General features: G+C 38.5%; 12 protein-coding genes. All 12 read right to left on the bottom strand.

Annotation, left to right across the window (positions count from 1 at the left end; all coding sequences use genetic code 11):
• Positions 1–36: 36 nt before the first annotated feature.
• Entirely contained in the window at positions 37–762 is a 726-nt protein-coding gene (locus GD441_RS03665) for a GntR family transcriptional regulator (protein WP_153123816.1), read from the bottom strand.
• 364 nt (positions 763–1,126) lie between these two features.
• Entirely contained in the window at positions 1,127–3,481 is a 2,355-nt protein-coding gene (locus tag GD441_RS03660) for a DNA translocase FtsK (RefSeq protein WP_153123814.1), read from the bottom strand.
• Positions 3,482–3,647: 166 nt separating this feature from the next.
• Positions 3,648–3,878 (bottom strand): YlzJ-like family protein, encoded by a 231-nt coding sequence (locus tag GD441_RS03655; RefSeq protein ID WP_153123812.1) that lies wholly within the window; start codon positions 3,876–3,878, stop codon positions 3,648–3,650.
• The gene (locus GD441_RS03650; RefSeq protein WP_153123810.1) at positions 3,875–4,645 is read right to left on the bottom strand and encodes a ClpP family protease; all 771 of its coding nucleotides are present in this window, start codon (positions 4,643–4,645) and stop codon (positions 3,875–3,877) included. The genes GD441_RS03655 and GD441_RS03650 overlap by 4 nt, the downstream gene beginning before the upstream one ends.
• Before the next feature lie 297 nt (positions 4,646–4,942).
• On the bottom strand, positions 4,943–6,607 hold the full coding sequence (locus GD441_RS03645) for a ribonuclease J (protein ID WP_153123808.1): 1,665 nt from the start codon (positions 6,605–6,607) through the stop codon (positions 4,943–4,945).
• 240 nt (positions 6,608–6,847) lie between these two features.
• Entirely contained in the window at positions 6,848–7,711 is an 864-nt protein-coding gene (gene dapA, locus GD441_RS03640; RefSeq protein WP_153123806.1) for a 4-hydroxy-tetrahydrodipicolinate synthase, read from the bottom strand.
• Positions 7,712–7,751: 40 nt separating this feature from the next.
• Positions 7,752–8,987, bottom strand: a complete 1,236-nt coding sequence (gene dapG, locus GD441_RS03635; protein ID WP_153123804.1) for an aspartate kinase — start codon at positions 8,985–8,987, stop codon at positions 7,752–7,754.
• A 119-nt stretch (positions 8,988–9,106) separates the two neighbouring features.
• A complete protein-coding gene (asd, locus tag GD441_RS03630) occupies positions 9,107–10,162 on the bottom strand; it encodes an aspartate-semialdehyde dehydrogenase (protein ID WP_153123802.1) in 1,056 nt (351 codons plus the stop codon).
• Between the two features lie 127 nt (positions 10,163–10,289).
• Entirely contained in the window at positions 10,290–10,889 is a 600-nt protein-coding gene (gene dpaB, locus GD441_RS03625; protein WP_153123800.1) for a dipicolinate synthase subunit B, read from the bottom strand.
• The gene (gene dpaA / locus GD441_RS03620) at positions 10,886–11,788 is read right to left on the bottom strand and encodes a dipicolinic acid synthetase subunit A (protein ID WP_153123798.1); all 903 of its coding nucleotides are present in this window, start codon (positions 11,786–11,788) and stop codon (positions 10,886–10,888) included. Before dpaA ends, dpaB begins: the two co-directional genes overlap by 4 nt.
• A gap of 194 nt (positions 11,789–11,982) precedes the next feature.
• The gene (locus GD441_RS03615) at positions 11,983–12,234 is read right to left on the bottom strand and encodes a YlmC/YmxH family sporulation protein (protein WP_153123795.1); all 252 of its coding nucleotides are present in this window, start codon (positions 12,232–12,234) and stop codon (positions 11,983–11,985) included.
• Positions 12,235–12,316: 82 nt separating this feature from the next.
• A complete protein-coding gene (locus GD441_RS03610) occupies positions 12,317–13,552 on the bottom strand; it encodes a M16 family metallopeptidase (RefSeq protein ID WP_153123794.1) in 1,236 nt (411 codons plus the stop codon).
• Between the last annotated feature and the right edge of the window lie 4 nt (positions 13,553–13,556).

The following is a 13,556-nucleotide window of genomic DNA, read 5'->3' as shown; positions in this document are numbered from 1 at the left end:
ATGTTGTTGATTAGTAGAAACGAATATTTTGGGGCATTATACTCTTTTTCTCACGACATGAAAGCTGAACTTATCTGCCTTGAAATAATTAATCGAGTATAATATCGGGCGATCTTCTTCATCATAGTGCATTTGTTTCAAAACGAGTAAAGCGGTTTCAGGATCACATTCTAAAATAGGAGAAATCTTTTCATGGTAGCCAATTGGTTCAATCTGTGCCACCGCATATGTAACCTTAATGGAAGAATGACTCTCTAATACTTCAAAAATAGACTCTTCCTTATAAGAGAAATTAGGTGGCAAATTCTTTTTAAGAATTTTATCAAGACAATACACAACCGGCTCCTCGTTTGCAGTCCTTACCCGCTCCATCACCATGAGCTCTTCTTCCTCTTTACAGCCAAACTTTTTAATATCTTCTTCTGTTGGAAATGAAGTAAAAGTGTTAAGAAAAATCGTACCCGGTTTCATACCTGCCAGTTTAATCATGTTCGTCACACTATTTAGCTGTTCAATTCCAGAAGTGAACAACGGTTTCGCACTCACAAAAGTCCCTACTCCGTGCCTGCGTATGATCACGTTTTCTTCTTCAAGAATCCTAAGTGCCTCACGTAATGTAGCACGGCTGACTCCAAGCTGCTTTGCCAATTCAAACTCAGAAGGAAGCTTTTCTCTTTCTCCATAAATCCCTCCTTCTATATCTTGTTTGATTTTGTCAATCACTTGAAGATATAAGTGACGATTGTCTTGTTTAATTGACATGCTGAAACCCCCAAAATGTAATACTTTTCAGACATCAGACTTCTGATGTTCTATCATTCTACTAATCACATTAAATGTATCATTTTTTTTTGTAGAAATAAATAGTACTAGAAAGAATTTATTTTATTTTTATCATTTTTTGTTTTTTCACTAAAATATTCTTTTATTCAGCAAAACATTAACTTATCAAAGCAAAAAAATTTTTTCTAATTTTTATACTGTTGCAACTTCATTCGTTATAATAGATGAGGGCTGATCAAAATTATTTCAATATACCTTACTCCACAATAAAAATCTTGATATTTCACCCCTTCAAATAAAATAAAACCTAGGATATGTCTCCTAGGCTGTATTTGTTCAACGATTATGAGCTTTGTAAATCCTCATTTTGAATCTCTTTTGACACGAGCACGCTTCTCGGTTTACTGCCTTCATATGGACCGACAATTCCACGGGCCTCCATTTCATCAATCAATCTAGCCGCACGGGAATAGCCAATTCTGAATCTTCTCTGCAGCATAGAAACAGAGGCTGTTTGCATTTCAATAACCATCTGAACCGCTTCTTCATACAAATCATCGTCCACTTCAGTTGTAGCTTCCGGAACATCATCTGGAATCATTTCTTCTTGATATTGTGCTTTTTGCTGGGAAATGACGAAATTAACAACTTCCTCAACCTCTTCATCTGAAAGGAACGCTCCTTGAACCCTGATTGGCTTAGACGCTCCTACCGGTAGGAATAACATATCTCCACGTCCCAAGAGTTTTTCTGCTCCACCCATATCCAAAATCGTTCTTGAATCTGTCATGGAAGATACGCTAAATGCAATTCGGGATGGAATATTCGCTTTTATGATACCGGTAATGACATCTACTGACGGTCTTTGGGTGGCAATAATCAAATGGATGCCGGCAGCCCTTGCCATTTGAGCAAGTCGAGTAATGGAGTCTTCCACGTCAGAAGAAGCAACCATCATCAAGTCAGCAAGCTCGTCCACAATCACTACAATATATGGTAAATATGGCTGTTTCGCTTCTTCAACTAAATTGTGGCGCTTAATATAGTCGTTATATCCTTCTATATTTCGAGTTCCCGTATGCGAAAACAATTCATATCTTCTTTCCATTTCACTTACGACTTTTTTCAAAGCCTGTGAAGCCTTTTTCGCATCCGTAACAACAGGTGCTAGTAAGTGTGGGATTCCATTATATACGTTCAGCTCAACCATCTTTGGGTCAATCATCATCAACTTCACTTCATGAGGCTTGGCTTTCATTAGAATACTTGTGATAATTCCGTTAATACATACAGATTTTCCGCTTCCTGTTGCACCAGCTACAAGCAGATGGGGCATTTTATTCAACTCAGCCAGCACCGCTTCACCATAAATATCCCGTCCGAGAGCTATTTGCAGTTTTGAATCTGGATTATTATATTCTTTTGCTTCTAAAACTTCACGCAAAGACACCATCGCAATTTCCGAATTAGGCACCTCTATCCCAATGGCAGATTTACCCGGGATTGGCGCTTCTATTCGAATATCTTTCGCTGCTAGGGCAAGCGCTAAATCATCGGAGAGACTAACAATTTTACTTACTTTTACACCCACATCTGGATGTACTTCATATTTTGTTACTGCTGGACCTAAATGTACTTGGGTAACACGTGCTTTCACTCCGAAGCTGTTAAAAGTCTTTTCCAACTTGGCAGCATTACTATGTATAAGCTCGTATTCACCGCTTTGGTCAATTTTCTTTGGTATTTTTAACAACGAAAGCGGAGGAAGTTGATAGTCAAGATTCTCCATTTCCGGTTGATTAATGGAGACAGTTAATACCGAATCATCCTCATCTGTACTTGGTTCGTGCTCCGATAAATTGTTACCGGGTTCTATACCATGTTCAACGGAATGTTCTTTCGATTCAGTTAGTGTTTTTTCACTAAAATTAGAAATAATGGTAGGTTTTACAAATTCCTGTTCAATAGGTTCCGCTTTTTCTAAAGTCATTTGTGTCTCAGTCTTTTGTCTCTCCGTTTTTTTCTGCTCTCTTCTTTCTTTCTTCTTTTGGCGAGCTACTTTCCATTCGTTCATATCCGTTCGAAAGGCTTGCCATTGACTTGCTAAAAATCTACCCATAAAGGATAGCATTTTGCCCAATACATCTCCAATCGTTTTACCTGTTAAGAGAATAAAGCCTATGATCATAGAAATGATAGCTGCAATCTTTGAACCAGCTGCGTCAAATAAAAAATAAGATGCAGCAAATAACAATGCCCCAATCATACCTCCACCAAGGTCATGAGAAGAGGTTTGTTTTCCATTAACCTCCATCCAAAACAATTCCCAAGTATTTGTGATGACACTTGGCTTATTAAATGGTCCTCCTTCGGATAGCAAAGTAAATAATGTGACATGACTAAGGAGTAAAAGACTGCCAATGATAAAATACAGGCCAACCAACTGTCTCTTAAAGAAAAATGGAACTCTTCTTTTCCACATCAGAAAAATACTTAGGAACAAAAGTCCAATTAATAAAATGATATACCATTCACCCATAAAAAATCGTGATACCAAAGCTAGTGACTTACCCACTGCACCAAGCTTTGCCATCGCAATCGCTGATAGACCGAACAGCGTAAGTCCAACCAGCTCAAATTTTAACGTGTTTTTTATGTTCCCTTTATTTTTTGAACGCCTTCTTTTCCTTTTGGCCATTTTCTCACCCAACCCTTTTATCTATCAAGGTGTTCTTTTTTTTTTTGAAACAATAAAGCAGCCAAAAATCGGCTGCTAGGCTGTAAAAGTCCAGGTCACCACAATGATAGGCAACCTGACCAATTTAAAGATATTATACCATAATATTCTGGTCATAACGATTTTCTTACGGATTAATTTGTGGATGTGAGAGGGTAATACATGTTCCCGGTATTATGGAATCGTGTAAATAATCATTCGGGTTGGTACTTAAAACTTTTGTAATGATCAGCTTGTTATCACTTGTTTTTTGTGCCATCACCGGTATCCCTTGATAATTAATTTGAATAAGATTATTGAACTGCTCTTGGTTAACAGGGAAGATCCATTCATTTGGGACCGTAGTATATAAGATCATTGCAGCATAGCTCCTTTATTTTCCGGTGGTAAATCAGCCTTTTTAGCATCAATTAAGCTGTTAAGCTTTTGCATGGCTTGACCAATGCCACCCACTTCATCGATCAATCCATACTTTACTGCATCACTTCCAACCACATTCGTTCCAATGTCACGGGTAAGATTTCCTTTTGCAAACATTAGCTCCTTGAATGTTTCTTCCGTAATATTGGAATGTTTTGTTACAAAATTAATCACCCGATCCTGCATTTTGTCTAAGTATTCAAATGTTTGAGGAACACCGATAACCAGTCCTGTTAAACGAATAGGATGAATTGTCATAGTCGCAGTTTCAGCAATGAAAGAATAATCACAGCTTACTGCAATCGGTACCCCGATGGAGTGACCTCCTCCAAGGACTATGGAAACAGTCGGCTTGGATAAAGAAGCAAGCATTTCAGATATGGCAAGACCCGCTTCAACATCACCACCTACCGTATTAAGTATGACAAGCAAGCCTTCAATTTTTGGATTCTGTTCGATTGCTACAATTTGAGGTATCACATGTTCATACTTTGTTGTTTTATTTTGAGGCGGCAATTGCATATGACCTTCAATTTGACCAACAATGGTTAAACAATGAATTTTCGAATCCTGAGACATTTGTGGAACGTTTGTCTGACCCATCTGTTGGATTTTGTCAATTAAGTTTGAACCTTTTTCTTCTTGCTTTTCTTCACCTTGTTGAAATCTAAGCTCATCCACACTAAATCCCCCTTTAAGAATCATGTATCTTTAGTATGGACGCAAAAGCTTTCTTCATTCTACCCTACCAGCAAATCTGTTTCATTACGAAAGAAAAAAGGGATTGTCCAGAAAGTCAGTTTTCCTGACTTTCTGGAGCCTGAAAGGTTACGTTTAAAAAATACCAAAATAAAAAGAATCAGTCTGGTTATAGTAGCAGGCATCCGCCAGCTACTTTCAAAGAAAAATCCAAATAACACAAAAGCAAGTGGAGAAAAAAAGATCGTTTTTCTCCACTTGCTTCATTTTAGGGACTTTTTAGACAGCCCCATTTTACAATAATTAAATCTCCATAATAATTGGTAAAATCATCGGTCTTCTTTTCGTTTTTTCAAATAAATAGTGATTTAATGAGTCTCTAATATCCTGTTTTAACATAGACCAATCAAAGGAAGAGCTCTTTGTATTTTTCTCGACTGCTCCTTTTACAAGTGCAACAGAATCCTCCATCAGCTTTTCAGATTCTCTTACATACACAAAACCGCGTGAAATAATTTCAGGTCCAGCAGCAATGGATTTATCCTGTTTATTCAAAGTAACAACTACGATTAATATTCCATCTTGAGAAAGAAGGCGGCGATCACGTAGTACGATGTTTCCAACATCCCCCACACCACTTCCATCAATAAGAATATTGCCAGCAGGTACTTTGCCAGTTGGACGAAGCTTTTTCCCTTTAAGTTCAACAACTTCTCCTTTTTCGGCTATGCAGATTTGATCATAGGACAAGCCGTGTTCGTGAGCCAATTTAGCGTGGGCTTTCAACATTCGATATTCACCATGTACTGGCATAAAAAATTTCGGCTTCATTAAGTTAAGCATCATTTTCAACTCTTCTTGACTGCCATGACCTGGAACATATACAGTACGCTTCGTTACCACATTGGCACCAGCCCGGAATAATAAATCAATGGTTCTATATAGAATTAATTCACTACCACGGACTGGAGAAGCCGCAATGATTACAGTATCACCTTCATTGATATTGATTTGTTTATGTGTCTTCTTCGCCATCTTTTGAAGTGCAGCGATCGGTTCACCCTGACCGCCAGTTGCGAGGACGACGATTTCATCATCCGGATAATTTCCGATATCGGAAATTGGAATAATAGTTTCTTTATGTACGCGTAAATATCCAAGTTTCAATGTGATATCAAAGACACTTTTAAGTCTTTTTCCGACAACTGCCACTTTCCGATTACTATCGTAAGCCGCATTGAACACGTGCTGTATGTGATTAATGCTAGACGCAAAGCAAGCAACAATAATCCTACCCTTGGCACTGTTAAAAACGTTTGTCATTTCTCTAGCAACAATAGCTTCCGAAGTCGTGTATCCTGGTTTTTCAGCTCCAGTGCTGTCAGACAGAAGGCAAAGAACACCTCTTTCACCAATTGACGCCATTTTCCCAATTTCAGGCTGATAAAGCTCTGTAGCTGACTGATCAAACTTAAAATCACCAGTGTAGACAATGGCTCCTTCAGAAGTATGTATACAGATTCCTACAGAATCAGGGATACTATGGTTTGTCCTAAAAAAGCTAACTTCTACGTCGTCAAAATGAAGGACAGTCTGTGAATCCACTTCAAAGAATTCAATTTCTCCATTAAAGCCATCTTCTTTTAATTTAGCTTTTGCCAATTCAAGTGTTAAGGTCGTTCCGTACACAGGTACATCGAGATACTTCAACACATATGATAAGGCTCCAATATGATCCTCATGCCCATGAGATAAAAAGATTCCTTGTATAGAATCCTTGTTTTCAATCAAATATGTTATGTCGGGTATAACGATATCTATTCCGAGCATTTCCTCTTCTGGAAACATGAGACCAGCATCGAGGACAAAAAGTTTTCCGTCAACCTCCGCAACATACATATTTTTTCCGAGTTCTCCTTGACCCCCGAGGGAAATAATCTTGATGTTTTGACTCTTTTTCTTATTCACTATTACGTTTCCTCCTATAAAATATTGGCCGAACGAATCAAATTATTTTTATTATACAGTAAGTTAAAAATAACTGACAACCATAAAGAAGCTAAAAAGAGGCTTGTTGCTAACCGGATATGATTCAACCTAAACATGGTTCTTCAGCCAATACAGGATCATTAGTAGTACTTTGATCAGCAAAATAAAAAGGTTGCACCTTTAGTAGTGCAACCCTCAGACTCCCCGCAAACGCTCGCATTAAAGGATTTTGCTTAATTTGTTTCGTTCTTCTTCAGTTAATGGAACAAGTGGGAGTCTTACAGACCCGACATCTAATCCCTTCATTTGCAGTGCTGTTTTAACAGGCACTGGGCTAGGAGCCATAAATAGTCCTTGCATAATTGGGGCAAGCTTACGGTGTAGGCTTGCAGCTCCACTAATGTCTCCGTTTAAAAACTTGGCGATCATTTCTTGCATTTCATTGCCAATGATGTGCGATGAAACCGACACGATTCCTGCTGCTCCAACGGACATCATTGGGAGCGTTAAGCTATCATCACCGCTATAAAGAGCAAAATCCTCCGGCGTATTGGCAATAATATTGGTTACAGCATTTAAATCGCCGCTTGCTTCTTTTACTGCTACGATATTAGGGATTTGTGAAAGCTTAATGATGGTTTCAGGGAGCATGTTTGCAACAGAACGCCCAGGAATATTGTATAGCATGACAGGTAGAGAAGTAGCTTCTGCTACCGCCTTAAAGTGCTGATACAGTCCTTCTTGATTCGGCTTATTGTAATATGGAACTACAAGCATAATCGCATCTACACCAGCTTGCTCTGCTTTCTTTGTCAGTTCAATGCTTGCATAGGTGTTATTGCTCCCTGTTCCAGCGATAACTGGAACTCTTTTATCGACTACCTTGACCACATGCTTGAATAATGCCAACTTTTCTTCAGTAGAAAGTGTAGGAGATTCACCTGTTGTTCCAGCTACTACCAATGAATCTGTGCCATTTTCAATCAAATAATTAACCAGTTGGGTGGTTTTAGCAAAATCAATGTTCCCTTTACTATCGAACGGTGTCACCATTGCTGTTGAAACTCTTCCGAAATCTACCATAAAAAAACACTCCTTTACCGTTTGAAACGATTTCTACTCTCTAGTACTGTAAGCCCGGCACTTCTTCATGCAATTCAAAAGCATCATGAAGAGCATTTACAGCATTGACTAAATCCTTTTCTTTAACGAGAACCCATATTGTAGTATGGCTATCAGCAGACTGCAAAATCGAAATGCCTTTTTCTGATAAGGCTGTAACAATTTTGGCCGTAACACCCGGCACCCCTGTAATACCAGCCCCAACTACTGATACTTTGGCACAGTTTCTCTGTACTTCGGGTTCATGACCGATTTCATGGAGTACTTCAATGGCTCTTTCCGTCATTTCTTCTGTAACAGTATAGACTACACCATTTGGTGAGATGTTGATAAAGTCAACACTAATCGATGCATTAGCCATCGCTTTAAAAACTTCTGCTTGAAGGTCATATTGACCCTTTTTGGCATTGACTTTTATTTGAGTAATTTTGGAGACGTGTGCAATTCCCGTTACAAGACGTTCCCTAATATCTGTGCCTTTATTTTCTTTATTCAGTGATGTAACCAAAGTTCCCAATCCATCTGAATAGGTGGAACGAATGCGAATTGGGATCTTTGCCTGCATAGCGATTTCTACTGCTCGTGGATGAATGACCTTAGCTCCTTGATAAGCCATATTACAAACCTCATTGTATGTGACCACTGATAATGGTCGGGCATTTTGAGCAATGCGAGGGTCAGCTGTCATAATACCTTCCACATCGGTAAAAATATCTACCCATTCTGCATTTAATGCTGCACCTAAAGCTGCAGCTGAGGTGTCACTTCCTCCACGCCCAATCGTAGTAATATCTCCGTTTCGTGCCGCTCCTTGAAATCCAGCAACAACAATTACATCATAGTTTTCTAACTCTCTTAAGATACGATCACATTTCATTTCTATAATTTTTGCATTCGTATGGTCTGAATTCGTTCGAAAACCTGCTTGAGCTCCCGTAAATGCGGTTGCTTTTATGCCATTTTCCAAAAGCATATTAGAAAAAACGACAGAAGAGATTGTCTCACCGACAGAAAGCAATAAATCCTGTTCTCTTTTTGTTACCTTCGTTTCTGATCCATTAATCAAAGATAAGAGAGTGTCAGTTGCATAAGGATCTCCCTTACGGCCCATTGCAGAAACGACGACAACAACCTTATAGCCTTCTTCAATAGCTCTCTTTATGTGCCGTTTTGCGTGAGATCTACTTTCTTCATCACGAACAGAAGTTCCTCCAAATTTCTGTACGATAATTTTCATGTTTAACATACTCCTCAAATGAAGGGGGAGACCAACTTTTGTACCAAGCATAGAAAACCACATGAAAAGTGTGTTTGTTTGCCTGACACTATTGGTCACCCCTTCCGTTTAATCTTTTATTATTTTAATGTAACCAGTCCTAGCTTTAGTAAGCTTTCAGCAATTTGAACAGAGTTCCATGCTGCTCCTTTTAAAAGATTATCAGAAACAATCCACATATGGAAACCTTTATCCTCATCCAAATCTTTCCGAATTCTTCCGACAAATACATCATTTTTGCCTACACAATTTGCTGGCATTGGATAAAGCTGCTCTTCCGGTTGATCCTCCAGCACAACACCTGGAGCACGTGACAATAATTCTTTTACGTCCGCAACAGTCACTCCGTCCTGTTCTATTTCTATATATACAGACTCAGAGTGACCTGTTACCACTGGTATTCTCACACATGTTGCCGCAACTTTAAGCTCCGGCATATGCATAATTTTTTTCGTTTCATTGATCATTTTCATTTCTTCATATGTGAAGCCATTGTCCTGGAACTTATCAATTTGAGGAATGGCATTAAATGCAATTTGATAATGTTTGTTATCAGCTTTCACTGGTAAAACCTCAGGCGTAAATTCTTCACCATTTAAAATAGCCTGAGATTGATCTTTTAATTCATTGATCGCAGCTGCACCTGCTCCTGATACGGCTTGGTAAGTAGAGACGAGTACTTTTTTCAAACCAAATGCTTTTCTAATTGGCTCTAGAGCAACAACCATCTGTATTGTAGAACAATTTGGATTTGCAATGATACCATTATGTTTTTTCAAATCTTCTTCATTTACTTCTGGTACGACTAACGGAACATTTTCATCCATGCGGAAAGCACTCGTATTATCAATTACGATTGCTCCTCTTTTTGCGGCTTCAGGCGCAAGCACTTTTGAGACACTACCACCTGCACTGAATAACGCAATATCGATGCCTTCGAAGCTTTCAGGCTTAGCTTCTTGTACAACCACTTCTTCACCTTTAAACGTAATCTTTGTTCCTGCTGAACGAGCAGAAGATAAAAGAGTCAATTTTTTAATCGGCAATTCTCTTTTTTCCAACGTTTGAATCATTTGTTGTCCAACCGCACCCGTTGCTCCAACTACTGCTACGTTAAGACCTTTTCTCTCTTCCATCATTCCTACCCCTCTTCTAAAACAATCGTTTTCATAATGATTTCTAAAGTTAATATCACTTATTTTATCATATTAAATTGTGAAAAGAACAACATTTTTTCTAAACAATCAGATAGTATCCTTTCGGTTATTCTCCGTCCCTGAATTTCTCGACGATAACAGGCTGGATTTGTTCTCCTTTAATAGCAAAAAGAATGGTATCCTTCAATAAAGACATACGTGCGACCATTGAATTCGGTTTCTTATGCGGATCATCTTGACCATAAGGAATAAAATAGATATCTTTTGCTGCCATTAACCTCATTAAATTTACTCCATTAAGTCCCAGTGCATCGTTTGTTGAGATTCCCAATACTACTGGTCGATGATTTCTCATCGTTGCTTTCGCTGCCATCAAGACAGGTGAGTCTGTCAATGCATTTGCTAGCTTACTCATGCTGTTTCCTGTAAGCGGTGCGATGACCATACAATCTAGCGGTAGCTTTGGACCTAGAGGCTCCGCCTTCACAATTGTATCGATGACATGATGTCCTGTCAGCTTTTCAATTCTCTTTACCCAATCCTCTCCATTACCGAACCGAGTTTCTGTGTTTTTCACAGTAAAGGTGACGATTGGGATTACCTCTGCCCCTTCATTCACCAATTTTTCAATTTCTGGAAATACGATGTCGTATGTGCAATGGGAGCCGGTTAATCCAAAACCAATTCTTTTCCCCTTTAAACTCATGTTGTTTTCCCCTTTCTTTTATTCAATTCGTCGGTCAAAAGCTGTGAGAGAACATTTGCAAGAATTTTTCCTGCAGTTTTTGGAGCAACAATACCTGGTAGACCAGGAGCTAAAAGAGCTTTGATTCCCCTTTTTTCTGCATATCTAAAATCGGTTCCTCCCGGTTTTGATGCTAAATCTATGATTAAAGTATGGGATGGCATTTGGGCAATTACACTTGCTGTGACCACTTCAACCGGTATCGTGTTAATACAAATATCCGCATCCTTTATTTCATCTTTCAGTTGGTCTAAATGAAATGGGTGTAAAGCCATTTCAGTAATACGAGCCATATGCTCACTCCTGCGTGCTCCGACTTTTACTTTGGCTCCGAGCGCTTTAAAAGTCCGGGCTACGCTCATCCCCACTCTACCAAGACCAAGAACAACAACTTTTGATCCATGAATGGTAAAATCCGTATGTTGAATCGCCATCATAATGGTCCCTTCTACTGTCGGTATGGAATTATAGATGGCTACATCGTCCCTTTCGAATAATTGGATTAGCTTACGATTTGTCTTTTTAGTAATTCCATTTAAATAAGCATTGCTGATCCCAGAATAAATGGTGCAATTAGGCGGAGTTTTAGCAAGTAGTTCCTCTGTTATGAATACAATTTCATTAGAAAAAATCGTTTCTACCTCGCCTTTTAAATTGGTACCTGGAACAGGCAAAATAATGGCATCTATCTCAGAAAAGTCAACATCCTCCATTTTCTCTTTCACTGCACCAGAAAAGGCGTGATCAAGCTGCTCAAAGCCAATTAGCCAAAGCTTTGCGTCTTGTTCTGTTAATTTTCTAATGACTTCAAGCTGTCTTGCATCTCCGCCTATTACTGCAATTTGCATGCCTGTAAGCATTCAAACTTCACCTTCTTCTATGAGAAATAAGCCTCTGAATCGTTTTTTTACCTTCACATAGTATGAATCGGGAGCCTGTTATGTGAATAAGGACACGTTTTGTTTATTTAGATTTTAAGATTCGGGTATTACACATTTGTCATAAAAAAATGGCCCAAATGGAAAATGATCTTCCATTTGGGCCGTTCATCATGTTAATCCTGTTCGTATTGATTTTCAGGTATATCAATAATAATCATATCGCTTCCGATTTTTTTTATATGTTTCCAAGGGACTCTAATTTCATTTCCGTTTTTTCGAAAACCGAACCATTTAACCGAAGGGATAATCAGTGCAACAATTTGACCGCTTTCTGATATTTCCAAATCCGTCTGACCGAGAATGCCTAAACGTTCTGCCCTTTTCACATCGACAATTTCTTTACCGCTAAGCTCACTAAGCCTCATTCCTGTCACCTCTTTACAGTGTTCCTATACTATACATATAGTCAGAATGGACAGCTTAGAAGTAAAATCTTTAACAGCCGTTTTACTTTATTTTAGACCAGCCTTCGATTGGGCTGATCAAAGCAGTCGAAAATTTGTCAGTAAAAATTTGTTTGGTCAGTCTGTGTACGCTTTCCTCCGTTACGGCATCAATTTGCTCTACAATTTCATCCAAAGAACGATGTCGCTTTAACAGCAGCTCATTTTTTCCATTTCTACTCATACGGCTATTTGTACTTTCAAGGCTTAGCATTAAGCTTCCTTTAAGCTGTTCTTTACTGTTTTTTAATTCTTTTGACGTAATTCCATCCTTTTTAAGAGCATCCAGAGTATGTTGGATTGTTTCAAATAATAAATCAAGCTGGTTAGCCCCTGTTCCGCCATAAATCGTTACCATACCACTGTCTTGATAAGATGAATGGTATGAATAAATAGAATAAGCTAAACCTCTTTGCTCACGGACTTCCTGGAACAGTCGACTACTCATACTTCCTCCAAGAATATTATTAAGGACAATTAAGCTGTATATATCTTCATGTCCGATTGGAAGCCCTTCAAAACCTAAGCATAGATGCGCTTGTTCTGTTTCTTTTTTTCTAGATCGTGCATTTGTGTGAAAGTGAGGTTTTTCAACCGTTTGTTTACGAACACCTCTAGTGAAGCTTCCAAAAAGCTTCTCGGCTTCCTTTATAAAGGTTTCATTCACATTTCCCGCAATCGAAATGACGAGCTTTTCTGGCGTGTACATGTCATGAACATATTGCTTTAATGTATCACTTGTAAAAGTGGAAAGTGTTTCCTCCGTTCCGAGGATTGGGTACCCTAGTGGATGATTTTCGTATACAGCTTTGCTTAATAGATCATGAACAATATCATCTGGTGTATCTTCATACATTTTTATTTCTTCAAATACAACATTTTTTTCTTTTTGAAGCTCTTCATCTTCAAATGTTGAATTAAAAAACATATCTGAAAGTACTTCCAATGCAAAGCTAGCATGCGTATCCAATACCTTGGCATAATAGCAAGTATATTCTTTGGAGGTAAAAGCATTTACTTGACCACCAATGCTATCAAAGGATTCCGCAATATCTCTCGCGCTTCTTGTTGTTGTCCCTTTAAAAAACATATGTTCAAGAAAGTGAGAAATTCCGTTGTTCTCTGGAGTTTCATCAATTGAACCTGTTTTAATCCAAAGACCAATTGCAACGGATCGTACAGTCGGAATTTGTTCTAGTACAATTCTTACTCCGTTTTGACATGTATACTTCTTAATCAAAAAT

It is taken from the genome of Peribacillus tepidiphilus (assembly GCF_009466385.1).
Classification (GTDB): domain Bacteria; phylum Bacillota; class Bacilli; order Bacillales; family DSM-1321; genus Bacillus_BN; species Bacillus_BN tepidiphilus.
The sequence above is the reverse complement of the archived record's forward strand: the minus strand, read 5'-3'. Positions and strand labels throughout refer to the sequence as shown.

Excerpts from the sequence above, each read along its gene's own strand:
- dapG (WP_153123804.1), bottom strand. The coding sequence starts at position 8,987 with ATGAAAATTATCGTACAGAAATTTGGAGGAACTTCTGTTCGTGATGAA.
- GD441_RS03650 (WP_153123810.1), bottom strand. The coding sequence starts at position 4,645 with ATGATTCTTAAAGGGGGATTTAGTGTGGATGAGCTTAGATTTCAACAA.
- GD441_RS03655 (WP_153123812.1), bottom strand. The coding sequence starts at position 3,878 with ATGATCTTATATACTACGGTCCCAAATGAATGGATCTTCCCTGTTAAC.
- asd (WP_153123802.1), bottom strand. The coding sequence starts at position 10,162 with ATGGAAGAGAGAAAAGGTCTTAACGTAGCAGTAGTTGGAGCAACGGGT.
- dpaB (WP_153123800.1), bottom strand. The coding sequence starts at position 10,889 with ATGAGTTTAAAGGGGAAAAGAATTGGTTTTGGATTAACCGGCTCCCAT.
- GD441_RS03665 (WP_153123816.1), bottom strand. The coding sequence starts at position 762 with ATGTCAATTAAACAAGACAATCGTCACTTATATCTTCAAGTGATTGAC.
- dapA (WP_153123806.1), bottom strand. The coding sequence starts at position 7,711 with ATGGTAGATTTCGGAAGAGTTTCAACAGCAATGGTGACACCGTTCGAT.
- GD441_RS03660 (WP_153123814.1), bottom strand. The coding sequence starts at position 3,481 with ATGGCCAAAAGGAAAAGAAGGCGTTCAAAAAATAAAGGGAACATAAAA.
- GD441_RS03615 (WP_153123795.1), bottom strand. The coding sequence starts at position 12,234 with ATGAGGCTTAGTGAGCTTAGCGGTAAAGAAATTGTCGATGTGAAAAGG.
- dpaA (WP_153123798.1), bottom strand. The coding sequence starts at position 11,788 with ATGCTTACAGGCATGCAAATTGCAGTAATAGGCGGAGATGCAAGACAG.